The organism is Burkholderia sp. APQ4-4ca (assembly GCF_057837105.1).
Genome location: NZ_JBYQCG010000242.1, coordinates 100,452 through 124,908 on the forward strand (window position 1 = coordinate 100,452; position 24,457 = coordinate 124,908).

22 protein-coding genes and 2 pseudogenes are annotated in these 24,457 nt (G+C 67.5%); 11 read left to right on the forward strand and 13 right to left on the reverse strand.

Features of this window, described 5'->3' with window-relative positions:
• On the reverse strand, positions 1–1,154 hold a 1,154-nt coding region (locus AC3IFE_RS31990; RefSeq protein ID WP_489194302.1), incomplete at its 3' end, for an aspartate kinase.
• Here AC3IFE_RS31990 and AC3IFE_RS31995 point away from each other — a divergent pair.
• A pseudogene (locus AC3IFE_RS31995) lies at positions 1,137–1,373 on the forward strand (hypothetical protein); the annotation flags it as partial. The gene AC3IFE_RS31990 and the pseudogene AC3IFE_RS31995 sit on opposite strands and share 18 nt — an antisense overlap.
• A gap of 123 nt (positions 1,374–1,496) precedes the next feature.
• Here AC3IFE_RS31995 and tilS read toward each other — a convergent pair.
• The 4 genes from tilS to cysS all read right to left on the reverse strand — a co-directional run bounded on the left by tilS (position 1,497) and on the right by cysS (position 6,308).
• On the reverse strand, positions 1,497–2,918 hold the full coding sequence (gene tilS / locus AC3IFE_RS32000; protein ID WP_489194304.1) for a tRNA lysidine(34) synthetase TilS: 1,422 nt from the start codon (positions 2,916–2,918) through the stop codon (positions 1,497–1,499).
• A gap of 46 nt (positions 2,919–2,964) precedes the next feature.
• Positions 2,965–3,936 carry an acetyl-CoA carboxylase carboxyltransferase subunit alpha gene (locus AC3IFE_RS32005; RefSeq protein ID WP_006478433.1) on the reverse strand — a complete coding sequence of 324 codons (972 nt, stop codon included), beginning with the start codon at positions 3,934–3,936 and terminating at the stop codon, positions 2,965–2,967.
• 103 nt (positions 3,937–4,039) lie between these two features.
• Complete coding sequence (locus AC3IFE_RS32010; protein WP_089467773.1) at positions 4,040–4,867, reverse strand: DNA-3-methyladenine glycosylase family protein; 828 nt, start codon at positions 4,865–4,867, stop codon at positions 4,040–4,042.
• 43 nt (positions 4,868–4,910) lie between these two features.
• Positions 4,911–6,308, reverse strand: coding sequence for a cysteine--tRNA ligase (gene cysS / locus AC3IFE_RS32015; RefSeq protein ID WP_489194308.1), 1,398 nt, complete (start codon positions 6,306–6,308; stop codon positions 4,911–4,913).
• Positions 6,309–6,542: 234 nt separating this feature from the next.
• On the opposite strand from cysS, the gene AC3IFE_RS32020 reads away from it, so the two are divergent.
• From AC3IFE_RS32020 to AC3IFE_RS32035, 4 genes are all read left to right on the forward strand, one after another.
• Positions 6,543–7,265 carry a tetratricopeptide repeat protein gene (locus AC3IFE_RS32020; RefSeq protein ID WP_179233401.1) on the forward strand — a complete coding sequence of 241 codons (723 nt, stop codon included), beginning with the start codon at positions 6,543–6,545 and terminating at the stop codon, positions 7,263–7,265.
• 39 nt (positions 7,266–7,304) lie between these two features.
• Positions 7,305–7,880 (forward strand): peptidylprolyl isomerase, encoded by a 576-nt coding sequence (locus AC3IFE_RS32025; RefSeq protein WP_006484003.1) that lies wholly within the window; start codon positions 7,305–7,307, stop codon positions 7,878–7,880.
• 88 nt (positions 7,881–7,968) lie between these two features.
• Positions 7,969–8,460 (forward strand): peptidylprolyl isomerase, encoded by a 492-nt coding sequence (locus AC3IFE_RS32030; RefSeq protein ID WP_027784822.1) that lies wholly within the window; start codon positions 7,969–7,971, stop codon positions 8,458–8,460.
• Positions 8,461–8,487: 27 nt separating this feature from the next.
• Positions 8,488–9,288, forward strand: a complete 801-nt coding sequence (locus AC3IFE_RS32035) for a UDP-2,3-diacylglucosamine diphosphatase (protein WP_089467776.1) — start codon at positions 8,488–8,490, stop codon at positions 9,286–9,288.
• A gap of 42 nt (positions 9,289–9,330) precedes the next feature.
• On the opposite strand, the gene cysE is transcribed toward AC3IFE_RS32035, so the two are convergent.
• Both cysE and AC3IFE_RS32045 read right to left on the reverse strand, forming a co-directional pair.
• Positions 9,331–10,104 (reverse strand): serine O-acetyltransferase, encoded by a 774-nt coding sequence (gene cysE / locus AC3IFE_RS32040; protein ID WP_256979646.1) that lies wholly within the window; start codon positions 10,102–10,104, stop codon positions 9,331–9,333.
• A 303-nt stretch (positions 10,105–10,407) separates the two neighbouring features.
• Positions 10,408–11,232: an RNA methyltransferase gene (locus tag AC3IFE_RS32045; RefSeq protein ID WP_489194311.1), complete on the reverse strand. Its 825-nt coding sequence runs from the start codon at positions 11,230–11,232 to the stop codon at positions 10,408–10,410.
• 279 nt (positions 11,233–11,511) lie between these two features.
• Between AC3IFE_RS32045 and AC3IFE_RS32050 the strand changes: the two genes are divergently transcribed.
• From AC3IFE_RS32050 to AC3IFE_RS32065, 4 genes are all read left to right on the forward strand, one after another.
• The gene (locus AC3IFE_RS32050) at positions 11,512–12,315 is read left to right on the forward strand and encodes an inositol monophosphatase family protein (RefSeq protein ID WP_050012977.1); all 804 of its coding nucleotides are present in this window, start codon (positions 11,512–11,514) and stop codon (positions 12,313–12,315) included.
• A 319-nt stretch (positions 12,316–12,634) separates the two neighbouring features.
• Positions 12,635–14,257, forward strand: a complete 1,623-nt coding sequence (locus tag AC3IFE_RS32055; protein ID WP_489194314.1) for an NAD(P)/FAD-dependent oxidoreductase — start codon at positions 12,635–12,637, stop codon at positions 14,255–14,257.
• 282 nt (positions 14,258–14,539) lie between these two features.
• The gene (gene mutS / locus AC3IFE_RS32060) at positions 14,540–17,197 is read left to right on the forward strand and encodes a DNA mismatch repair protein MutS (protein WP_489194316.1); all 2,658 of its coding nucleotides are present in this window, start codon (positions 14,540–14,542) and stop codon (positions 17,195–17,197) included.
• Complete coding sequence (locus AC3IFE_RS32065) at positions 17,178–18,449, forward strand: hypothetical protein (RefSeq protein ID WP_179233402.1); 1,272 nt, start codon at positions 17,178–17,180, stop codon at positions 18,447–18,449. Before mutS ends, AC3IFE_RS32065 begins: the two co-directional genes overlap by 20 nt.
• On the opposite strand, the gene AC3IFE_RS32070 is transcribed toward AC3IFE_RS32065, so the two are convergent.
• Entirely contained in the window at positions 18,429–18,971 is a 543-nt protein-coding gene (locus AC3IFE_RS32070) for an FKBP-type peptidyl-prolyl cis-trans isomerase (protein WP_011694320.1), read from the reverse strand. The two genes, AC3IFE_RS32065 and AC3IFE_RS32070, sit on opposite strands and share 21 nt — an antisense overlap.
• A gap of 32 nt (positions 18,972–19,003) precedes the next feature.
• Between AC3IFE_RS32070 and AC3IFE_RS32075 the strand changes: the two genes are divergently transcribed.
• Positions 19,004–20,224 carry a JmjC domain-containing protein gene (locus AC3IFE_RS32075; RefSeq protein ID WP_489194319.1) on the forward strand — a complete coding sequence of 407 codons (1,221 nt, stop codon included), beginning with the start codon at positions 19,004–19,006 and terminating at the stop codon, positions 20,222–20,224.
• A gap of 56 nt (positions 20,225–20,280) precedes the next feature.
• Positions 20,281–20,527: pseudogene (locus AC3IFE_RS32080) on the forward strand (hypothetical protein).
• A gap of 20 nt (positions 20,528–20,547) precedes the next feature.
• Here the strand turns inward: AC3IFE_RS32080 and AC3IFE_RS32085 are convergent.
• The 5 genes from AC3IFE_RS32085 to AC3IFE_RS32105 form a co-directional block, all read right to left on the reverse strand.
• A complete protein-coding gene (locus AC3IFE_RS32085) occupies positions 20,548–20,712 on the reverse strand; it encodes a hypothetical protein (RefSeq protein ID WP_179233403.1) in 165 nt (54 codons plus the stop codon).
• A 149-nt stretch (positions 20,713–20,861) separates the two neighbouring features.
• On the reverse strand, positions 20,862–21,638 hold the full coding sequence (locus AC3IFE_RS32090) for an MBL fold metallo-hydrolase (RefSeq protein ID WP_089467782.1): 777 nt from the start codon (positions 21,636–21,638) through the stop codon (positions 20,862–20,864).
• A gap of 4 nt (positions 21,639–21,642) precedes the next feature.
• On the reverse strand, positions 21,643–22,788 hold the full coding sequence (gene bamC, locus AC3IFE_RS32095) for an NlpB/DapX family lipoprotein (RefSeq protein ID WP_089467783.1): 1,146 nt from the start codon (positions 22,786–22,788) through the stop codon (positions 21,643–21,645).
• A 111-nt stretch (positions 22,789–22,899) separates the two neighbouring features.
• Positions 22,900–23,805, reverse strand: coding sequence for a 4-hydroxy-tetrahydrodipicolinate synthase (gene dapA / locus AC3IFE_RS32100; protein ID WP_489194322.1), 906 nt, complete (start codon positions 23,803–23,805; stop codon positions 22,900–22,902).
• 46 nt (positions 23,806–23,851) lie between these two features.
• Positions 23,852–24,454, reverse strand: a complete 603-nt coding sequence (locus AC3IFE_RS32105) for a class I SAM-dependent methyltransferase (RefSeq protein WP_489194324.1) — start codon at positions 24,452–24,454, stop codon at positions 23,852–23,854.
• Positions 24,455–24,457: the final 3 nt, after the last annotated feature.

Genomic DNA, 24,457 nt, shown 5'->3' on the forward strand with positions numbered 1-24,457 from the left:
GAGATCATCTGGATGTTGATGCCCTCTTCCGACAGCGTGCGGAACATCTTGCTCGCGACGCCCACGTGCGAACGCATGCCGACGCCGACGACCGACACCTTCGACACCTTCGGGTCGCCCTGCACGCGTTCGGCGCTCACATGGCCCTGCACCTGGTTGGTGAGGATGTCCATCGCCTTCTGGTAGTCGCCGCGACCGACCGTGAACGTGAAGTCGGTTTTGCCTTCGACGCTCTGGTTCTGGATGATCATGTCGACGTCGACGTGCGCATCGGCCACCGGGCCGAGGATCTGATATGCGATGCCCGGCTTGTCGGGCACGCCCATCACCGCAATGCGTGCTTCGTCGCGCTGGAACGCGATGCCGGAAATGACTGCCTTTTCCATGGTCTCGTCTTCTTCAAAAGTAATCAGGGTGCCCGAGCGCATTTCTTCGTCGAGCGCAATCAGCGGATCGGTCAGGCTCGACAGCACACGCGTCTTCACCTGGTATTTGCCGGCGAATTCGACCGAGCGGATCTGCAGGACCTTCGAGCCGAGGCTGGCCATTTCCAGCATCTCCTCGAACGTCACGCGGTCAAGGCGGCGCGCCTCCTCGACGACGCGCGGGTCGGTCGTGTAGACGCCGTCGACGTCGGTATAGATCAGGCACTCTTCGGCGCCCAGCGCAGCGGCCACCGCCACCGCCGACGTGTCCGAGCCGCCGCGGCCCAGCGTCGTGATGTGACCGTCCGGATCGACGCCCTGGAAGCCCGTGATGATCACGACCTTGCCCGCGTTCAGATCGTCCTTCACGCGCTCGTCGTCGATCGAGTGAATGCGCGCCTTCGTAAACGCGCTGTCCGTCTTGATCGGCACTTGCCAGCCGGCATAGCTCACGGCCTCGACGCCGATTTCCTGCAGCGCGATCGACAGCAGGCCGACGCTGACCTGCTCGCCGGTCGACGCGATCATGTCGAGCTCACGCGGGCTCGGCTGGCTCGAAATCTCTTTCGCAAGACCGAGCAGACGGTTGGTTTCGCCGGACATCGCCGAAGGCACGACCACCATCTGGTGCCCGGCCTGATGCCATTTTGCGACGCGTTTCGCGACGTTCTTGATGCGCTCGACCGAGCCCATCGAAGTGCCGCCGTATTTGTGTACGATGAGTGCCATTGTCGTTCTGAACTGGAGGAGAAGCCGCACGGGCGCGCTGGGCAGGCCGCGTTGCCGTTCGGTCACGCGGCTTGTGGCTGTGGACGGACGACGAGGGGACGGCTGGGACGCAACACGCAAGCGTGACGGATTTTGCCCGGAAGGCCGATCAGGCCGCGCAAACCGGGTACGTCACGCGGAAAACCTGCACAAAACGCTCAAAAATCGAGCCGAGCAAACGACCGAGCGTACCCGATAGACGCCTACTTGACAAGCCGCGCGCCGTGTCGCCGGCCGTTCCGGCGCTGTTTACCAAATGGTGAAAATGGGCGCGCCATCGCGCCGGCCGGCCATCCGCCGCCGCTATGCGATCAGCAGGTCGGGACGCCACTCGATCCGGCGCCATGCGGTGGTGGCCGGCGCCGCCGCGGCCGGCTCGCCGATGTCGCGATTGACGCCCAGCCGCGGCACGTAGATCAGCCGGTCGCCCGCGAACAGCAGCGGCACGTCGCGCTGCCATGCCGGCACGCCGCGCTCCTGGAACAGGTTCTTCAGCGTCCGGCCCGGCCCGCCCGGCGACGTACGCATCCGTTCGCCGCCGGCCCGGGCGCGCGCCGCCAGTTGCGCACCGCGCAGCACTCCCTCCGGCACGGCGTCGGTGCTGCCCGCGTCGGCGGGCGCGAACACGAACGTGCCGCGCCACGCCGGCAGGTGCCATACTTCCTGCCCGTCCCACGCGAGCGCCACCTCCGGTTGCGGCGTGCCCGTGCCGTCGTCGGCCGGCTCGCTGCTGTCGCCCGCCTCCCAGTAGACGACATCGCGATAGAGCCGCAGGCACTGCCCCGCGTGATCGACGCGCAGCGCATGCGCGTCGTGCGCGGCGCGCAGTTGCCGCATCATGTTGGCGAGCCGGGCAGCCGACGCGCCCGGCAAGCCGAGCCGGCGCATCCAGAAGCGCAGCAGGTTCGCGCCGCGCGTGTCGTCGAAGCCGATCAGCGCGTCGCGCGACAGCGCCTGACCGCCATCGCGCGCGGCGACGGCGAAATCCAGCTCGGCCAGATCGTCGAGCAGCCGCTGAGCGGCAGCCGCATGCTGGGCCGCGCGGCCGAGCGCATCGCGAAAGCCCGGGAAATGCACGGCCAGCGCCGGCAGCACGTCGACGCGCAGCGCATTGCGCGCATAGCGCGTATCACCGTTCGATTCGTCGTCGATCCACGCGAGCGCGTGCTGCTCCGCATAGCGCTCAAGTTGTGCGCGCAACAGTCTCAACAACGGACGCACACGCTCGATGCTTACGCCGTCGGGACGATAACGCGGCGCCATCGCCGCGAGCCCCGCGATTCCCGCCCCGCGCAACAGTTGCAGCAGCACCGTCTCGGCCTGGTCGTCCGCATGTTGCGCGAGCCACAGCGCCGCCACGCCGTGGCGTTCGCCCATCTCGTCGAGCGCCGCGTAGCGACGCTCGCGTGCGGTCGCCTCGATACCGAGCCCGCTGTCGCGCGGCACGTCGACACGCATCGATTCGAATGCGACGCCGAGCCGCGCCGCTTGCGCTTCGGCATGCGCAACCCACGCGTCGGCGTTTGCGCTGAGGCCATGATGCACGTGCAGCGCGACGCAGCGCGATGCGCCCGCGACGCGCACGGCCGCATCGAGCAGCACCGTCGAATCGAGGCCGCCGCTGTACGCGATCGCGATGCGCGCATCCGGCGGCAGGCCGGAAAGCGCAACGCCGACCGCGTCGAGTACGACGCGGTCGGCGGAGAATTCGGTGGGCGGAATCACGAACGGGACGCGCGCGCGGCGGCGCGCGCATTGAATACACGGCCGGTCATGCGCCGGGCGTGGTTTCCTTGAACTTGCCGTAGGCCATCAGGCGCTCGAAGCGGCGCTCGCGCAGCGCATCGATGCTCATGCCCTGGAACTGGCGCAGCGAATCGGCCAGCGCACGGCGCAGCAGCGCGGCCATGCCCTTCGGATCGCGATGCGCGCCGCCGAGCGGCTCGTTGATGATCTTGTCGATCAGGCCGAGCGCCTTCAGGCGGTGCGCGGTCAGGCCCAGCGCTTCCGCGGCTTCCGGCGCCTTCGCGGCGCTCTTCCACAGGATCGACGCGCAGCCTTCCGGCGAGATCACCGAGTAGGTCGAGAACTGCAGCATCATCACGGTGTCGGCCACGGCGATCGCCAACGCGCCGCCCGAACCGCCCTCGCCGATCACTGTCGTGATGATCGGCGTCTTCAGCTCGGCCATCACGTACAGGTTGCGGCCGATCGCCTCCGACTGGCCGCGCTCTTCCGCGCCGATGCCCGGGTACGCGCCCGGCGTGTCGACGAACGTGAAGATCGGCAGCCCGAACTTCTCGGCCAGACGCATCAGGCGTTCTGCCTTGCGATAGCCTTCCGGACGCGGCATCCCGAAGTTGCGCGCGGCGCGCTCCTTCGTGTCGCGACCCTTCTGGTGGCCGATCACCATGCACGGATGGCCGCCGAAGCGCGCGAGACCGCCGACGATCGACAGGTCGTCCGCGAATGCGCGGTCGCCGTGCAACTCGTGAAAATCGGTAAACAGTTCCGCGACGTAATCGAGCGTGTATGGCCGCTGCGGATGCCGCGCGATCTGCGAAACCTGCCACGGCGACAGATTCGCGTAGAGGTCTTTCGTCAGTTGCTGGCTTTTCTTCGATAGCCGCTCGATTTCTTCCGAAATATCGACAGCCGAGTCGTCCTGCACGAATCGCAGCTCTTCGATCTTGGCCTCGAGTTCGGCGATCGGCTGTTCGAAATCCAGAAATGTGGTCTTCATGTGTTCGAATCCTTGGGTCTTGCGGCAGCGCGTATTCTACCCGCGCGGGCGGCGCTCAAAACCGGCTCTCAACTATTGATGTTTAAAACCCGATAGCCGGCGCTCAGGCGTCGGCGTCGGGCGCATCGAGGCTGCGCCACATGTACCAGGTCGCGACGGTGCGCCACGGCTCCCAGTTGGCCGCAACCTCGCGCGCCTCGCTGCGCGTGACGGGTTCCCCGCTGAAGTAATTGACGCTGATCGCGCGGATCAGGCCCGGGTCGTCGAGCGGCAGCACGTCGGGCCGCGACAGGTTGAAGATCAGGAACATCTCGGCCGTCCAGCGGCTGATGCCGCGGATCTGCGTGAGTTCCGCGATCACGTCCTCGTCGTCCATCGACATCCATTTGTCGACGTGCAGCGCCCCTGACACGAAATGCTGCGCGAGATCGAGGATGTATTCCGTCTTGCGCTTGGACAACCCGCATGCGATCAGCTTGTCCGCGCCGAGGCGGATCACCGGTTGCGGCGCGAGCTTCGGACACGCGTCCTCGATGCGCGCCCACAGCGACTGGGCGGACGGCACCGAAATCTGCTGGCCGACGACCGAGCGCGCGAGCGTGACGAACGGATCGCCGCGCTTCACGAGATGCGCGGGACCGAACTTCGGAATCAGTTTCTTCAGGATCCGGTCGCGCTTGACGAGGTCCGCGCACGCCTTGTCCCAATAGGCAGGACGCACGACGACCTCCTCGCCGTCCGCTTCGGACGCGCGCGTCTTGCGGGCCGCGTCGGCGGCCGGCAGCGCGGCTGCCGGCTGCGCATGACCGTTCAGCGCGCCGTTCGGCACGGCGCGCGTCGCGTCCGCCTTCGTGGCGGGTACGCGCTTGGCTGCCGGACGCACGGCGACCGGGGTCGCGCGCCTGACCGGCGCTTTTCTGGCCGTTGCCATCTTGCCTCCTACCTGACGGATCGGTCAGTGGAACGCGCCGCGCTCATACGCGACGCCATTCGGTCGATCCGCCCGGTTTGTCTTCAAGTGCGATGCCGGCTTCGAGCAATTCCGCCCGAATCCGGTCCGCTTCGGCATAGTCCTTCGCTTGCTTCGCCGCGACCCGCGCGGCGATCTTCGCTTCGATCTCGTCGGCCACGAGCCCGCCCGCCTGCGCGGCGCCGGACGCCTGCTGCAGGAACGCGCGCGGTTCGCGGCCCAGCAGGCCGAGCAGGCCCGCCAGCTGTTTCAGTTGCCGCGCGAGCGACGCCTCGCGCGTGCGGTTGACTTCACCCGCCAGCTCGAACAGCGTCGCCACCGCGACCGGCGTGTTGAAATCGTCGTTCATCGCGGCCGCGAAACGCTGCGCGTGCGGCTCGTTCCAGTCGAGCGCGAGCGTGTCGGGCTCGACGTCCTTCAGCGCGGTGTACAGACGCGTGAGCGACGCGCGCGCATCGTCGAGATGCACGTCGCTGTAATTGAGCGGCGAACGGTAATGCGTGCGCACGATGAAGAAGCGCATGACTTCCGCGTCGTAACGCTCGAGCACTTCGCGGATCGTGAAGAAGTTGCCGAGCGATTTCGACATCTTCTCGTTGTCGACCTGCACGAAGCCGTTGTGCATCCAGTAATTGACGAACGTCTCGCCGGTCGCGCCTTCGCTCTGCGCGATCTCGTTCTCGTGGTGCGGGAATTGCAGATCCTGCCCGCCGCCGTGGATGTCGAAATGATTGCCGAGCAGCGCGCAGCCCATCGCGGAGCACTCGATGTGCCAGCCCGGGCGCCCCATCCCGTACTTCGACGCCCACGACGCGCCTTCCGGCTCGTCCGCCTTCGCGCGCTTCCACAGCACGAAGTCGAGCGGATCCTGCTTCGCATCGTTCGCGGCAACGCGCTCGCCCGCGCGGAGATCGTCGAGCGACTTGCCCGACAGCTTCCCGTAGTTCGCGAACTTGCGCACCGAGTAATTGACGTCGCCGTCGGTCGCCTGGTACGCGTAGCCGTTCGCCTCGAGCGTCTCGATCATGCCGAGCATCTGCGGGATGAACTGCGTCGCGCGCGGCTCGATGTCGGGCCGCTGGATGCCGAGCGCACCTTCGTCCTCGTGCATCGCGCCGATGAAGCGGTCGGTCAGCGACTTGATCGTCTCGCCGTTCTCGACCGCGCGGCGGATGATCTTGTCGTCGATGTCGGTGATGTTGCGCACGTACGTGACCCGATAGCCGATCGCACGCAGCCAGCGCTGGACGAGGTCGAACACGACCAGCATGCGCGCATGGCCCACGTGACAATAGTCGTAGACGGTGATCCCGCATACGTACATCCGCACTTCGCCGGGCTGGCGCGGCACGAAAACTTGCTTGTCACGCGCGAGCGTGTTGTAGATGCGCAGTGATTCCATAGAGATGAACCGTGAGCCGAAGGAAACCGCCCTGGCGAAGCTCGCCCAGCATGTGAAACGGACGGACCATCTGCCGCGGCGCCAGGCCGCGCGTCCTCGATATCACATGGGGCGGTCAGGCTGCAAGCACAGCGGTGACGGCCACGAGAGGCTAAGAAAGACTGTCTGCCGCTCGCCGGAACGCGCAGACGTTTTGTTAGAATGGGTCGGAGTATAACATTCCGATTTACGCCTATGAAACCTCATCGCGGCCGCGCGCCGAGCGCTGCGACCCTCGTTGCGACCACCGTCATGGGCGTCGCGCTGACGCTTTTCGCGGCGCCCGCGGCGCATGCGCAAAAGGCCCCGGCAGTCGCCGACGGCACCCCCGAAGTCGATGCGTCGATCGCCGGCAAGCAGTGGAAGCAGGCGCTCGCGCAACTCGACGCGCGCATCGCGTCGAACCCGCACGACGTGCAGGCGCAGTTCAAGCGCGGCACCGTGCTGGCCCGCCTGAACCGCGACGACGACGCGATCCAGCAGTTCGTCGCGATCACGCAGGCGTACCCCGAACTGCCCGAGCCGTACAACAACCTCGCGGCGCTCTACGCGAAGCACGGCCGCTATGACGAAGCGCGCACCGCGCTCGTCACCGCGACGCAATCGAACCCGGGCTACTCGCTCGCGTACGAGAACCTCGGCGATCTGTACCTGCGCCTCGCGGCCGAATCGTACAAGCGCGCGCAATCGCTCGGCCGCACGAGCGGCGCGACCGCGCAGCGCCTCGCCGATCTCCAGAAGATCGTGTCGCCGTCGAAAGCCGCGCCGAACGCCCGCGCGACGACGCCGGCCACGCGCGACTACACCGACCGCGCCGCCGCGAACGTGAGCACCACCACGCTGCCGATGTCGCCGACGTTCCAGTTCAGCGGTCCGTCGGGCGCACTGGCGGCGCCGTACGTCGCGCCGTCGCAATAAGCGGCGCGGCCTTCCTTCCCTCCCAACCTGAGGATCGCAATGAAACGTCTGTTGCTGGCGCTTGGCGGCGCCGCCCTTCTCGCGACCGCGCCCGCGTTCGCGCAAACGGCCACCGCGCACCCCGTCGTGCAGCTGAAGACCTCGCAGGGCGACATCCGCGTCGAGCTCTATCCGGAGAAGGCGCCGAAGTCGGTCGCCAACTTCCTCGATTACGTGAAGGCCGGCCAGTACAACGGCACGATCTTCCATCGCGTGATCAAGGGCTTCATGATCCAGGGCGGCGGCTACAAGACCAACTTCGAGGAAAAGCCGACCCGTGCGCCGATCCCGCTGGAGAGCCGCAATGGTCTGAAGAACCTCACTGGCACGATCGCGATGGCGCGCACGAGCGATCCGAACTCGGCCACCGCGCAGTTCTTCATCAACACGGTCGACAACAGCGGCCTCGACTACCCGAACCCGGACGGCAACGGCTATGCGGTGTTCGGCAAGGTCGTGTCGGGTCTCGACGTCGTGAAGAAGATCGAAGGCGTGGCGACGACCTCGCGCGGCCCGATGCAGGACGTACCGGCGCAACCGGTCGTGATCGAATCGGCGAGCATCGTCTCGAAGTAAGCACCTGCCGGCACGTCCGGCGCCACACGCGGCCGCGTCGCACGACCGGCCGCGTGCCATTTAAACCGCCTCACCGAAGGAATTCATCATGGTTGAACTGCATACGAACCACGGCGTGATCAAGCTCGAACTCGACGCCGAGAAGGCACCGAAGACGGTCGAGAACTTCCTGAACTACGTGAAGAAGGGCCATTACGACGGCACCGTGTTCCATCGCGTGATCAACGGCTTCATGATCCAGGGCGGCGGCTTCGAGCCGGGCCTGAAGCAGAAGCCGACCGACGCGCCGATCGACAACGAAGCGAACAACGGCCTGAAGAACGACAACTACACGGTCGCGATGGCGCGCACGAACGATCCGCACTCGGCGACCGCCCAGTTCTTCATCAACGTGAACGACAACGATTTCCTGAACCACTCGTCGCCGACGCCGCAGGGCTGGGGCTACGCGGTGTTCGGCAAGGTCGTCGAAGGCCAGGACGTGGTCGACAAGATCAAGGGCGTCAAGACGGGCAACGCCGGCTTCCACCAGGACGTGCCGGCCGACGACGTCGTGATCGAAAAGGCCGTGGTGGTCTGACGCACCAGCCGTTACGGAGGCACTTCGATGTTGCAGGAGAGTCCGCCGCGAAGCGTCTCCGCGGGCGTGCCGGGCGAGCGCGAGTACGCGCAAGCCGCACGCCCGTTCCTGTTTCTGTCCGATCTGCACCTGAGCGAGGCGATTCCGAAGACGGTCGCCGCGTTCGAGCATTTCGTGAAATACACCGCCGATAGCGCCGACTCGGTGTTCATCCTCGGCGACCTGTTCGAATACTGGATCGGCGACGACATCCTCGACGACGATCCGTTCGCCGCGCGCATGGCCGCGCTGATGCATACGTTCTCGGAACGCGGCATCGCGCTCTACGTGATGCACGGCAACCGCGATTTCCTGCTCGGCCGGCGCTTCATGAAGGCCGCCGGCGCGATGCTGCTGCCCGACCCTTCGCTGATCATCGCGTTCGGCCAGCGCATCGTGCTCGCGCACGGCGACGCGCAATGCACGGCCGACCGCGGCTACCAGGTGTTCCGTCGCTTCGCGCGCAACCGCGTCGCGCAATGGCTGTTTCTCGCGTGGCCGTTCCGCTGGCGCCGCGCGCTCGCCCAGCGCATGCGCTCGACCAGCGAAGCGGGCCGGATGCGCCCTGCTTCGGCCATTTACGACGTCACGCGGGAAGGCGTGGCCGCGCTGTTCCGGAAAAGCCGCGCGAGCGTGATCATTCACGGCCACACGCACCGCCCCGCAAGCCACGCGGAACCGGGCGGGATCCGCTGGGTGCTGCCCGACTGGGATCTCGACCACGGCACGCGGCGCGGCGGCTATCTGCGTGTCGACGCGGAAGGCATCCACGCGATGCCGCTCGACTGACGCCGCTGCTGCCGTCGCACCGACCGGCAGCGATCGCGTTCGTTACATCTGGCGTTCGACCGTCTTGCCTTCCAGCACCGCCGACAGCCTGCGCAGGTCGAGGCGTGCCGCGTCGGCGCCCTGCAGCGTTTCCAGATGCGTGCCGAGCCGCTCGAGCGCCGCGACGATCTCGTCGACGCGGCGGCTTTCCTTCGCCGCGTGATCGATCAGTCCGTGAATCGCGAGCGACATCGGGTCATCCGCGTTCGGCGTGATCCCGTACGCGCAGAATGCCGCGCGCTCGGGCTGCGGCTTCGGCTGCGCCGGCATCACGATGCGCGCCGGATTGCCGACCGCGGTACCGCCCGGCGGCACCGGCTTGACGACCACCGCGTTCGAGCCGATCTTCGCGCCCGCGCCGACCGTGAAACCGCCGAGCACCTTCGCGCCGGCGCCGACGATCACGCCGGCTTCCAGCGTCGGGTGACGCTTCGCGCCGCGCGTGAGCGACGTGCCGCCCAGCGTCACGCCCTGATAGATCGTGCAGTCGTCGCCGACGATCGCCGTCTCGCCGATCACGACACCCATGCCGTGATCGATGAACACGCGCCGGCCGATCGTCGCACCGGGATGGATCTCGATCCCCGTCAGGAACCGGCCGGCCTGCGACGCGAACCGCGCGAGCCAGTAGCGTTTCGCGCGCCAGCATGCGTGCGCGAAACGGTGCAGCACGAGCGCATGCAGCCCCGGATAACAGGTCAGCACTTCCCACGCACTGCGAGCGGCGGGATCGCGCTCGCGAATCGTTGCAACGTCTTCGCGCAGTCTCGTCAACATGATGTGATCCGGGAAAAGGCCGGCGCGCATCGCCGGCAATGCCGGCCGTTATCGCGCCGGGTCATTTGCTTATGACGTCCGGCGATTGTAGGGCCAGTCGCGCCCGGCCGCACGCGGTCGCGCGTTCACCCCGCCGTCGGCGCGGGTATTCGTCCGCGACGCTTGTTGCAACGGGGTTGCCGGCAGCGATCGATCGGGAGAAACAACCGGTCCGACGCCGCCGGCTGGCCAACGCATGGCCTGCCCGACCGCACGCCGCATCCAGCGGACTCCCGCACGCCCGGCAATCGGAGTGTCGACCGCTTACGCGTCGCCGTCCGGCTTGCCCGACTTCAGCAGGATGTGCTTCGCGATGCCGCGCAGGATGTTGACCTCCTCGCGCTCGAGGCCCGTGCGCGCGAACAGGCGCCGCAGCCGCGGCATCAGCTTCTTCGGATTGCGCGGATCGAGGAAGTCGAGTGCGATCAACGCGTTCTCGAGATGCACGTACATCCGCTCGATCTCGTCGCTCTGCGCGAGCGTGCCGGCTTCGGCCGGCGGCTGCGCGGCCGGCTCGCTCGCCTGCTCGAGAAACGCGACGCGCAATTCGTACGCGAGCACCTGCACGGCCTGCGCGAGATTCAGCGAACTGTAGGCCGGGTTGGCCGGAATGTGCGCGAGCGCGCTGCACTGCTCGACATGCTCGTTCGCGAGACCGGTGCGCTCGTTGCCGAACACGAGCGCGACGTCGCCCACGCCGACCTGCGCGCCCGCCTGCGCGGCGGCCGCGCGTGGCGCGAGGCGCGGCGGCCCGTATTCGCGCGTGCGCGCGGTCAGCGCAATCGACCAGTGCACGCCGGACAGCGCTTCGCCGAGCGTCGGCACGACGTGCGCGGACGCGAGGACATCGTCCGCGCCGCTGGCCATCGCGATCGCCTCCGGGTCGCTCTGCACGTGCGGCACGCGCGGCGCGACCAGCACGAGGCGCGAGAAGCCCATCGTCTTCAGCGCGCGGGCGGCCGCCCCGACGTTGCCGGGATGGCTCGGCTCGACGAGCACGAAGCGGGTGGACGTGAAGCCGCCGGACGGCGGCGCGGACGAGGCCGCGCCCGATTCGGACGGCGCGGCGGTGTTCTGCGGGGTTTCCACTACGATACGACTCGGTTCATCAGAATGGCCGTATGGTATCGCCATCGCCCGCGCAAACCCACTCGTCCGGACGGCCAGTGGGGTTTCCCCGCATGCCGACCGCCTGAAACCGCCAAAAATCGGGTAAAATCATGCCTTTACGCGTTGCGCTCGGCGCAGCGCGGGTCGTACCCGCTCTTTGTCAATTCGCGTCTCACCTCGCCCCGGCACGCTTGCGCCGTTCCGGGCGGTTGTCCCACTTCGTGGCGGCCCGTGCCGCCGGCTACAGGATCCAGGCTCATGCATCCCATGCTCAACATTGCTGTCAAGGCTGCGCGCCGCGCCGGACAGATCATCAATCGCGCGTCCCTCGATCTCGACCTGATCGAGATCCGCAAGAAGCAGCAGAACGACTTCGTCACCGAAGTGGACAAGGCCGCCGAAGACGCGATCATCGAGACGCTGAAGACCGCCTACCCCGACCACGCGATCCTCGCGGAGGAATCGGGCGAATCGGAGAACGAATCCGAATTCAAGTGGATCATCGATCCGCTCGACGGCACGACCAACTTCATCCACGGCTTCCCGTACTACTGCGTATCGATCGCGCTCGAGCACAAGGGCGTCGTCACGCAGGCCGTCGTCTACGATCCGAACAAGAACGACCTGTTCACGGCCACCCGCGGCCGCGGCGCGTACCTGAACGACCGCCGCATCCGCGTGGGCCGCCGCGACCGCCTGTCGGACGCGCTGGTCGGCACGGGCTTCCCGTTCCGCGAGAAGGACGGCCTCGACGCCTACGCGCGCCTCTTCACCGAGATGACGCAGGCCTGCACGGGCCTGCGCCGCCCGGGCGCGGCGGCGCTCGACCTCGCGAACGTCGCGGCCGGCCGCCTCGACGCGTTCTTCGAGCAAGGCATCAACGTGTGGGACATGGCCGCGGGCAGCCTGCTGATCACCGAGGCCGGCGGCCTCGTCGGCAACTACACGGGCGACGCCGATTTCCTGCATCGCCACGAAATCGTCGCCGCGAATCCGAAGATCTACGCGCAGATGATCCCGATCCTGAACCGCTACAGCCGCATGCATCCGGCAGCGGAGTAAGCCCGGGCCGCGTCCGCGTCCGCGTGGCGCGGCTTTCGCGCAAACCGCTCGCACGGCATCGTCACGATGGCGCGCCGATCGCCCGACACGCGAAACCATCTTCCGTGCACGCGGGCCGCTTCGTGCGCCTATCCTGAAGTTGCTCGCGTCGCGCGTTCGAATCGGCGCACTGCCGCTCGCACCGCTGGTCCCGCTGGTACCGCAACGACGGCACAGGGTTTGCGTCCGGCATGCCCGCGCGGCGAACCACGCCGCCGGCGTGCCGGCCCCGCCTGTATCAACATCGCCACGGCGCCGTGGCAATCGCATCCGAGTCATCATGTTACGGCTAAGCGAAATTAAACTTCCCCTCGACCACCCCGAGCGCGCGCTCGAGGCCGCGATTCGCGCGCGCCTCGCGGAGCTTGGCGTGGCGGCGGACGATCTCCTCCGTTACACCGTGTTCCGCCGCGCGCACGACGCGCGCAAGCGCGCCGACATCAAGCTCACGTATATCGTCGATATCGAAGTCAAGGACGAAGCGGCCGCGCTCGAGCGCATCGCCGGCAAACCGCATTGCGGCGTGACGCCCGACATGGCGTACCACTTCGTCACGAAGGCGCCCGAGCACGCCGATTTCCTGCGCCCGGTCGTCATCGGCATGGGGCCGTGCGGGCTGTTCGCGGGGCTGATCCTCGCGCAGATGGGGTTCCGCCCGATCATCCTCGAACGCGGCAAGGCCGTGCGCGAGCGCACCAAGGACACCTTCGGCCTGTGGCGCAAGAGCGTGCTCAATCCCGAATCCAACGTGCAGTTCGGCGAAGGCGGCGCGGGAACGTTTTCCGACGGCAAGCTGTACAGCCAGATCAAGGATCCGAACCACTATGGCCGCAAGGTGCTGGACGAATTCGTCAAGGCCGGCGCGCCCGAGGACATCCTGTATCTGAGCCGCCCGCACATCGGCACGTTCCGCCTCGTCAGCATGGTGGAAAAAATGCGCGCGTCGATCCACGAACTCGGCGGCGAAGTGCGTTTCGAAACCCGTGTCGACGACATCGAAATCGACCAGGGCAAGGTACGCGCGCTCAAGCTGTCGAACGGCGAAACGCTGCGGTGCGACCGCGTGGTGCTGGCCGTGGGCCACAGCGCGCGCGACACGTTCCAGATGCTGCACGACCGCGGCGTCTACATCGAAGCCAAGCCGTTCTCGCTGGGTTTCCGTATCGAGCATCCGCAGGGGCTGATCGATCGCAGCCGCTTCGGCAAGTTCGCGGGCCACAAGCAGCTCGGCGCGGCCGACTACAAGGTGGTCCACCACGCAAGCAACGGGCGCGCGGTCTACAGCTTCTGCATGTGCCCGGGCGGCACGGTGGTCGCCGCGACCTCGGAGCCGGGCCGCGTGGTCACCAACGGGATGAGCCAGTATTCCCGCGCGGAGCGCAATGCGAACGCGGGCATCGTCGTCGGCATCACGCCGGACGACTATCCGGGCGGCCCGCTCGCCGGCATCGCGTTCCAGCGCAAATGGGAAGAGCGCGCGTTCGAACTCGGCGGCGGCGACTACCGTGCGCCGGGCCAGCTGGTCGGCGATTTCATCGCGGGTCGGCCGTCGACGTCGCTGGGCTCCGTGGAGCCGTCGTACAAGCCCGGCGTGAATCCGACCGATCTCGGCACCGCGCTCCCCGATTACGTGATCGAAGCGATCCGCGAAGCGCTGCCGGAGATCGACAAGAAGATCGCCGGCTTCGCGATGCACGATGCCGTGCTCACCGGCGTGGAGACGCGCACGTCGTCGCCGATCCGGATTCGACGCAAGGACGACTACCAGAGCATGAACGTCGAAGGCCTGTATCCGGCTGGCGAAGGCGCCGGGTATGCGGGCGGCATCTATTCGGCCGCGATCGACGGCATCGAAGTCGCGCAGGCGGTGGCGCTCAGCCTGACGTCGGCGCACGCGTCCTGAGCCGCGGTGCGAAGCCGGCGCGTGCAGGCGCGCAAGCCGGGCGCCGCCGGCCCCGCACCGCTCGTGGCAACGCTTGCGATCGGAAGTGACGAAAGACGCGCGCGGCTCCGGGCCATGCGCCCTTTCTTCGGCGCCTCATGGCGAGCGATCGTGAGCCGCCGCTCGAGGTTGGTCGCCGCTGCGCGGCGCCGCCGGCAATCGGCCAAACGGCCAACTTCGCACGTTCGCGTCGAAGCCGCTGGTAAACTCGGGCAACCCAAGCACCCACTTCATGCCTGACCTATGACCACGCTGTCGCCCGAAGCCTTCGCAGGCCACACCCCGATGATGCAGCAGTACCTGCGCATCAAGGCCGATCATCCGGACACGCTCGTCTTCTACCGGATGGGCGACTTCTACGAGCTGTTCTTCGAGGATGCGGAAAAAGCGGCACGCCTGCTCGATCTGACCCTCACGCAACGCGGCGCGTCGGCCGGCACGCCGATCAAGATGGCCGGCGTCCCGCATCACGCGGTCGAGCAATATCTGGCGAAGCTCGTGAAGATGGGCGAATCGGTCGCGATCTGCGAGCAGATCGGCGATCCGGCCACGTCGAAGGGCCCGGTCGAGCGCAAGGTCGTGCGCGTCGTCACGCCCGGCACGCTGACCGATGCCGCGCTGCTGTCCGACAAGAACGACGTCTACCTGCTCGCGATGTGTACCGGCCACAACAAGCGCGGCGTCGCGGTCAATATCGGCCTCGCATGGCTGAACCTCGCGAGCGGCGCATTGCGGCTCGCCGAAATCGAGCCCGAGCAACTCGCGGCCGCGCTCGAACGCATCCGGCCGGCCGAGATCCTGACGCCGGACGGCGCAACCGACGCCCTTCCCGCCGGCGCGGGCGCGAGCAAACGCGTGCCGGCCTGGCACTTCGATATCGCGTCGGGCACGCAGCGCCTATGCGATCAGCTCGACGTCGCGAGCCTCGACGGTTTCGGCGCGCATTCGCTGACGAGCGCATGCGGCGCGGCCGGCGCGCTGCTGCTCTACGCAGCAGCCACGCAAGGCCAGCAACTTCGGCACGTGCGCAGCCTGAAGGTCGAGAACGAAACCGAATACATCGGGCTGGATCCGGCCACGCGCCGCAACCTCGAACTGACCGAGACGCTGCGCGGCACCGAATCGCCCACGCTGTATTCGCTGCTCGACACCTGCTGCACGACGATGGGCAGCCGCCTGTTGCGTCACTGGCTGCATCACCCGCCGCGCGCGTCGGTCGCCGCGCAGTCGCGCCAGCAGGCAATCGGCGCGCTGCTGGACGCGCCGGCCAACGCGAGCCTCGATGCGTTGTGCAGCGCGCTGCGACAGATCGCCGACGTCGAACGGATCACCGGGCGGCTCGCGCTGCTGTCCGCTCGCCCGCGCGACCTCTCGAGCCTGCGCGACACGTTCGCCGCGCTGCCGGCGCTGCGCGAGCGCATCGGCGCGATCGTCGCGAACGCGGATACGCTCGCGCGCGTCGACGCGGCGCTCGCGCCGCCGGCCGAATGCCTCGACCTGCTGACGAGCGCGATCGCCACCGAACCCGCCGCAATGGTCCGCGACGGCGGCGTGATCGCGCGCGGCTACGATGCCGAGCTCGACGAGCTGCGCGACATTTCGGAGAATTGCGGGCAGTTCCTGATCGATCTCGAAGCGCGCGAACGCGCGCGCACCGGCATCGCGAACCTGCGCGTCGAATACAACAAGGTGCACGGCTTCTACATCGAGGTCACGCGCGGCCAGACCGACAAGGTGCCCGACGATTACCGTCGCCGCCAGACGCTGAAGAACGCCGAGCGCTACATCACGCCGGAACTGAAGACCTTCGAGGACAAGGCGCTGTCGGCGCAGGAGCGCGCCTTGGCGCGCGAGCGCGCGCTGTACGACTCGGTGCTGCAGGCGCTGCTGCCGTTCATCCCCGAATGCCAGCGCGTCGCGTCGGCACTTGCCGAGCTCGACCTGCTGGCCGCCTTCGCCGAACGCGCACGCGCGCTCGACTGGGTAGCGCCGACCTTCACCGACGAGATCGGCATCGAAATCGAGCAGGGTCGCCATCCGGTCGTCGAAGCCCAGGTCGAGCAGTTCATCGCGAACGATTGCAGGTTCGGCGCCGAGCGCAAGCTGCTGCTGATCACCGGCCCGAACATGGGCGGTAAGTCGACGTTCATGCGGCAGACCGCGCTGATCGCGCTGATGGCGTACGTCGGCAGCTACGTGCCGGCGAAGTCGGCCTGCTTCGGCCCGATCGACCGGATCTTCACGCGCATCGGCGCGGCCGACGATCTCGCGGGCGGCCGCTCGACCTTCATGGTCGAGATGACCGAAGCCGCGGCGATCCTCAACGACGCGACGCCGCAAAGCCTCGTGCTGATGGACGAGATCGGCCGCGGCACGTCGACCTTCGACGGCCTCGCGCTCGCCTGGGCGATCGCGCGCCACCTGCTCGCGCACAACGCGTGCTACACGCTGTTCGCGACGCACTACTTCGAGCTGACGCAACTGCCGGCCGAATTCCCGCAGGCGGCCAACGTCCACCTGTCGGCGGTCGAGCACGGCCACGGGATCGTGTTCCTGCACGCAGTCAACGAAGGCCCGGCAAACCAGAGCTATGGCCTCCAGGTCGCGCAGCTCGCGGGCGTCCCTGCGCCGGTGATCCGCGCCGCGCGCAAGCACCTCGCGTATCTCGAACAGCAGTCGGCATCCCAGCACACGCCGCAACTCGATCTCTTCAGCGCGCCGCCCGCGGCCGTCGACGATCTCGAATGCGCGGACGCACCGGCGCTGCCCGACACGCCGCATCCGGCACTCGAAAAACTGCGCGACATCGATCCCGACGATCTCAAGCCGCGCGAGGCGCTCGACCTGCTGTACGAACTGCGTACGCTCGTCCGGTCGCACGATGCCGACGGGCACGCGTAAGCGCATTGCGCGCGGCCTGCCGGCCCGCGCCGCCGCCGCGCTCGTCGCGGCGGCCCTTGCGCTGGCCCAGGCCGGTGCGCTGGCCGCGCCGCCCAAGCGCAGCGCGGCGCCCTACTCGTTCGCGGTCGTATCGGGCGTCATCAACGTCCCGGCGGACGAACCGGCCGCGCAGCGGCTGCTCGATGCGATCGCACGCGAGCGCAATCTCGCGTTCGTCGTCTACGCGGGCGATCTCAAAGGCTCGAAGGAAGCATGCCGCGACACGCTGTATTCGCAGCGCGGCGCGATCCTGGATTCGGCGCGCGTGCCGCTCGTGTTCATTCCCGGCCACGACGACTGGATCGCGTGCAGCACCGCGGCCGGCGGCGGCTACGACCCGGTCGAGCGGCTCGATTTCCTGCGGCAGACGCTGCTCGCCGACCCGGCGCTGCCCGATCCCGGCGCGCTGCAGATCACGCGGGAAAGCGAAGTCCCACGGTTCCGGCCGTATCGCGAGAACGCACGCTGGATGCGCGACGACGTCGTCTACGTCGCACTCAATGCGCCAGCGCCGAACAACCATTATTTGACGGCGGGCGGCCGCAACGGCGAATTCGAGGATCGCATCGTCGCGAACGACTTCTGGATCGACCATGCGGCCGAATATGCGAAGCGACGCGAAGCGCGCGCGATGGTCGTGATTTTCGAGGGCGATCCTCAGTTCGAACGCTATGAACGCGCCGAGCGCTTCGCGTGGCTGCGTTTCAACCGGCCGCGCGTGCGCGACGGCTTCCGCGAACTGAAACGAACGCTGGTGAAGGCGGCGGCGACGTTCCGCGGCCCGATACTGGTGATGCACGCGAGCGGCGAACCGCTGGCGAACGGCTTTCTGATCGACCGTCCGCTGCATGGCGACGACGGTGAGCTGGTAGGAAACGTCACGCGCGTCGCGATCGGACCGCGCCATCCGACGAATCAGTGGGTGAAGGTGAGCGTATCGCCGGCGCGGCAGACGATCTTCAACGTGAGCCTGCAGGAGGTGCCGAAGAACCTCCCGGTGCCGCCCACGCTGCCGCTCGTGCCGCGCGACGACGTGCCGCTGCCGCAGATGCCCGAAATTCCCGCGCTGCCTGCGCTACCCGACTCTTCGTCGGTCGCGCCGCCGCTGCAGGGCGACGGCGCCGCCCCGGGCGGCGCGTCGTGGCCGGCACCGCCCCCCGCATCGGGGCCGGCGCCGGAGTTGCCGGCAAGCTCAGTGCAGCGTACGCCCTGACGGCGCTTCGCCGTCTTCGTCGTCGTCCTCGTCGACGATCTCGAGCCCTTCCGCGCCATGCGCGTGCTCGTGCTCGATTTCGTCTTCGGTGGCTTCGCGAACGTCCTTCACGGTCAGCGCGAAACGCAGCGCCATGCCCGCCAGCGGGTGATTGCCGTCGAGCACGACCTTGTCCTCGGCGATATCGGTGACCGTGTAGATCAGCGAGTCGGCTTCCTCGTCACCGTCTTCCGGCGTGCCTTCGAACTGCATGCCCACTTCGAGCGGCTCGGGAAAACGGTCGCGCGGCTCGATCTTCACGAGTTCGGGATCGTAATCGCCGAACGCGTCCTCCGGCTCGAGCTGGATCTGCGCCTGGTAGCCTGCCTCGTGGCCGTCGAGCTGTTCCTCGATCTTGGGGAACGTGCCATCATAGCCGCCGTGCAGATAGACCATCGGCTCGTCGCTTTCTTCAATCAGATTGCCCTGTGCGTCCGACAGCTTGTAAGTGACCGACACGACGGTGTTTTTTGCGATTTTCATCCAATTCTCCCAAATACAAGTCTCATTATACGATGCGCAACCGGTCTCAAGCCGAACCGCGGGATGCCGCTGCCGCCCCGCTCGGCGCGCCGCCTTCCGATCTTCCCACACCGCTGCTCGGCGGCCTCACACCGGCGCAATTCATGCGCGGCTACTGGCAAAAGAAGCCGCTGCTGATCCGCCAGGCGATCCCCGGCGTCGCGTCGCCGGTCACGCGCGATGCATTGTTCGAGCTCGCCGCCGACTATGACGCGGAATCGCGATTGATCACCCATTTTCGTAACAAGTGGCAACTGGCACACGGCCCGTTCGAACCCGGTTCGCTCCCGGCCGTCACGCGCAAATCCTGGACCCTGCTCGTGCAGGGGCTCGACCTGCACGTCGACGCGGCGCGCGCGCTGCTCGACCGCTTCCGCTTCGTCCCCGACGCGCGGCTGGACGACCTGATGATCTCGTACGCGACGGACGGCGGCGGCGTCGGCCCGCACTTCGATTCGTACGACGTCTTCCTGCTGCAGGTCGAGGGCCGGCGCCGCTGGCGGGTCGGCGCCCAGAAGGATCTGTCGCTGCAGCCGGACGTGCCGCTGAAGATCCTCGAAAACTTCGAGCCGAGCGACGAATGGGTGCTGGAGCCCGGCGACATGCTGTACCTGCCGCCGCACATCGCGCACGACGGCGTCGCCGAAGGCGAGTGCATGACCTGCTCGATCGGCTTCCGGGCGCCGTCCGCCGGCGAGCTGGGCGCGCAGTTCCTGTATTACCTCGCGGAGCGCGGCGGCCTGCGCGACGCGGGCGGCGACGACCTCTACCGCGATCCGAAGCAGCCGGCCGTCGACGCGCCCGCGCAACTGCCGCCGGCGATGGTCGACCGGGTCGCCGAGATCGTCGACGCGATCCGCTGGCGCAAGCGCGACGTCGCCGAATTCCTCGGCTGCTACCTGAGCGAGCCCAAATCGAACGTCGTTTTCGACCCGCCGGAGCGCCCGCTGTCCGAGGCCGCGTTCGTCGCGCAGGCGTCTCGCCGGGGCGTGTGTCTCGACAGAAGGGCCGCATTGATGTATAACGCGCGCTCGTACTTCATTAATGGCGAGGAAGGGCCGCTCGAGCAAGCCGAGGAATGGCTGCCCGAACTGGCCAATCAACGCCGGATGGAGGCGAAACGGTTTGTAACACTATCCCGGGGTCCCTCGATGACAGCCTTGTTGCACGAGTGGTATCGTGCGGGCTGGATACGGGTCGGAAACCGGAATTAGTGTGAGTCGCCCCGTATGCCCATACAGATCAAATTCTGTATGGGAAAGACAACGTATTGACCCCGCATTTGTCGACGGTCGATAGGAAAGTGCATATAATTTCCGCCCAAGCCGTAGGGAAGATTCACGCTCTAAGAAGTGCATCTCCACCAGCGGCCCAGGTCGGTGTTGGAGCACATTACCGGTATTGTTTCGCGCTGTTGCTTACCTTTAACCATAAAAGGACGTGATCATGAAGAAATCCCTCCTCGTAGCTTCCCTGTTGGCTGCTGTTGCACTGGCTGCTTGCAACAAGAGCGCTGATCAAGCTGCTTCGTCGGCTGCTAGCGACGCATCGGCTGCTGCTTCGTCGGCTGCTTCGGCAGTTGCTGGTGCTGCGAGCGACGCTTCGGCTGCAGCTTCGTCGGCTTCGGCTGCTGCGAGCGACGCTGCTGCTGCAGTGGCGTCGGCTGCTTCGGCAGCGACGGCTGCTCCGGCTTCGGGCGCAAGCCAGTAAGCCTTCAGCGTCAGCTGAAAAAAACCGGCCCGAGGGCCGGTTTTTTTACGCCTGTCGCTTTCGATCGAGCGCCCGGCAGCCGCTGGGGGCCGCGCCGCTGGGGGCCGCGCCGCTGGGGCCGCCGCAGCGGCCCTGCCCCGCTCATCCGAGCATCAGCCAATCGAAGCCCGCGTCCTGCGAGGCCACGATCACGTCTTCCCCGTCCGTCCCGAGCACGCCGCCGAACGCCTGGCGGGCCAGTTCCGGCAGGTTGTTCTGCTGGCTCAAATGGGCCGCGACCAGGTGCTGCAAACGGCTGCGTTCGAGCGACGCGAGGATGTCGGCCGCCGCGTCGTTGCTCAGGTGGCCGTGGTTGCCGCCGATCCGCGCCTTCAGCGACTGCGGATAGCGGCTGCCGGCCAGCATCGCGGTATCGTGGTTGGATTCGAGCACCAGCGCGTCACAGCCGCTCAGGACCGCCGTGATGTGCGGCGTAGCCATGCCGACGTCCGTCAGCACGCCGAGCCGGCGGTTTCCGTCCATGAACACGAACTGGAGCGGTTCCCGCGCATCGTGCGGGACGGTATAAGGCATCACGGCCAGATCGCGTATCGCGGCCGTCTCGTCGCCCCACAGCACGTGGAGATCGACATCGGCCTCGTCCGCACCGACCGCGCGCGCGGTGCCCCAGCTCATGTAGAGCGGCAGCGACGCGCGACGCGCGAGCGTCAGCGCGCTGCCAACGTGGTCGCTGTGTTCGTGGGTAATGAGGATCGCATCGAGATCGGCGATGCAGAGATTCAGTCGGCCGAGCCGGCGCTCGACCTCCTTGGCAGAAAAGCCGCAGTCGAGCAGCACACGAGTGGTCGTCGTGCCGCTCGCGGCCTCGACGACCAGCGCGTTGCCTTCGCTGCCGCTTCCGAGGCTGGCGAATCGCACGCGCTCAGTTCAGCTGCGCGTGCAGCAGCGAAATGATCCGCTGCGCGTCCGACGAATTGTCGACCTGACCGTTCGCGCCGATCACGGCGACCTGCGTGCCGCCGGCGCCTTGCGCGCGCACGTTGACCAGGAACTCCTTGCCCGGCTTCGCCGCCGACGGGCCGCCGTAGAACAGCTTGCCGAACAGGCCGTCACGCTTGAGCTCTTCCATCGAGTTCGCATAGCGCACGGTGTAGACGCCCTTCTCGCGGTCGCGATTGTCGACCGTGAAGTTGGTCCGGTCGAGCGCCAGGCCCACGCGCAGCCACGCACGGTCGAACGACTCGGCCAGTTGCAGCGTCGCGGCGCCGCTGCTCGTGTCGCTGACCTGCGCCGGCGCCGTTGCCGGGCGCGCATCGGTCAGCAACTGCTTCGCCTGCGCGTCGGTCAGGCCGAACTTCTGCATCAGCTTCGACAGGAACACGGCTTCGAGCACCGGGTTGCGCGGACGCTCTTCCCAGCGCGACGACGTGCCGCCCTGCGGGCCGACCATCATTTCTTCCATCGCGCTGTGCGTGATCGAGATGTCGGTGTTGCCGTCCGACGTGCGGTTCACGAGCGTGCGGAAGCGGTCGCGCGTGCCCGACGAGTAGGCGAAATCGATGACCTTGCCGATCGTGCGGCGGAACCAGTCGTCCGGAATGTTCGCGCGGTTCTCGGCCCAGTCGGTGGCCATGATGCCCGTCGACGGCGCATCGGTCTTCAGCGAGAAGCCGTTCTCCTGCCAGAACTCCTTCAGGATCGGCCACAGCTGCTCGGGCGTGCGGCCGTCGACGACGAGCCAGCGGCGATCGCCGTCGCGCTCGATGTGCATGCCGAGCGGATCCTGCGCGCTCGGGATGCCGTCGGTCGCATTGCCCGCTTGCGTCGTGGCCCGCGGCGGCAGCGTGCCGAGCCCGGCGTTGGTCGGCGGCGCGACGAACTGCTGCGTCGTCTGCACCGGCTTCAGGTCGCTCGGCACCGCGAGCGGCGGCGCCGAGCCCGTATTCTTGTAGTTGACCCGGTCAGGGGCCAGGTAGTCGTTCAGCGTATCGCAGCCAGCGAGCGCGCCCAGCGCCAGCGCCACCACCGACAACTGGATGGCGCGAGAGGAAAAGGCGAAACGTTTCATGAAATCCTTCGTCTTGCTAGAACGCTCGTCAGGAGCGGCGCCGGACGGTGCCGGCCGGTGCGGGTTGATCAGGGGTCGAGCCGGCGGCCGCAGGACGCGGCCGCGTCGGCATCAGGCGAGAACGCCGGCCTCGACGAGGGCCGAACGTACGGCATCGTGGCAGCGCTCGTCGAGCGCCGTGAGCGGCAGCCGGATGCCGCCCTGCATCTTGCCCATCGCCTGCAGCGCCCACTTCACCGGGATCGGGTTCGCTTCGATGAACAGGTTCTTGTGCAGCGACAGCAGCTTCATGTGCAGTTCGCGCGCCGTAGCGACGTCGCCGGCCAGCGCCGCGCGGCACAGCTCGCTCATCGCGCGCGGCGCGACGTTCGCGGTCACCGAGATGTTGCCGTGGCCGCCGAGCAGCATCAGCGCGATCGCGGTCGGATCGTCGCCGCTGTAGATCGCGAAATGCTTCGGCGCGGCCTTGATCAGGTGGGCGGCGCGATCGATGTTGCCGGTCGCTTCCTTGACGCCGATGATGCCCGGCACCTGCGCGAGGCGCAGCGTCGTCTCGTGCGCCATGTCGGCGACCGTCCGGCCCGGCACGTTGTACAGGATCACCGGCAGGTCGACCGATTCGGCGATCGTCCGGAAGTGGCGGTACATGCCTTCCTGCGTCGGCTTGTTGTAGTACGGCACGACCTGCAGCGTGGCGTCCGCGCCGACGGCCCTCGCATGCTTGGTCAGCTCGATCGCCTCGGCGGTCGAATTGCCGCCCGCGCCCGCGATGATCGGGATGCGTTTCGCCGCATGCTCGACCGCCGTGCGGATCATCAGGATGTGCTCTTCGACGCTGAGCGTTGCCGACTCGCCGCTCGTACCGACGACGACCAGCGCATCGGTGCCTTCCGCGATGTGCCAGTCGATCAGTTTGCGAAACGCCGGCAGGTCGAGACTGCCGTCTTCGAGCATCGGGGTGACGATCGCGGGGATGCTGCCGCGGATTTGAATGCCGTCTTGGGTGCCGTTAGCCATGAAACGCGATTGATTGTGTACCGGTAAACGTTGAGATTGTAGCGGATTAGCCGGGCAGTTCGTAACGTGGAATTCCCGCCCCCGCCTTCGGGGTCGCGCCCTCGCGCACTGCGCTCAGACGCTGGACGAACGCCTCGCGCGGCGCGGCGATGAAACCGTCCTCGTACGCGATCACCCGCAGGCGGCCGTGCACGGCGTCCAGCAACTCGCCCGGAGCGAGCAGGAACGCGGGGTTGGACGGTTTTCCGACCGTTTCGTTTCCTTGCGCGAAGGTTTCGTAGATCAGCACGCCGCCCGGCGCCACGGCGTCGAGCAGATGGGGCCAGAGCGGGCGATGCAGGTAGTTCGTGACGATCACGGCCGCGTACTGCTCGCCGGCCGCCAGCGGCCATGGCGCACCCTCGAGATCGGCCGCGCGGGCGTCGACGCCCGGCATCGCGCGCAACGCGGCCAGCGCGACCGGATCGCGATCGAGCGCGACGACCGGATGCCCGCGCGACGCGAACCAGCGCGCATGGCGCCCGCCGCCCGCGGCGACGTCGAGCACCGCCCCGCCGGCCGGCACGAGCCGCGACCATTGCACGACCCAGCGCGACGGCTCGGCCTGGCCGACGTGGCCGCCCGCGGCGGCGATGACGAACTCGCTCATGCG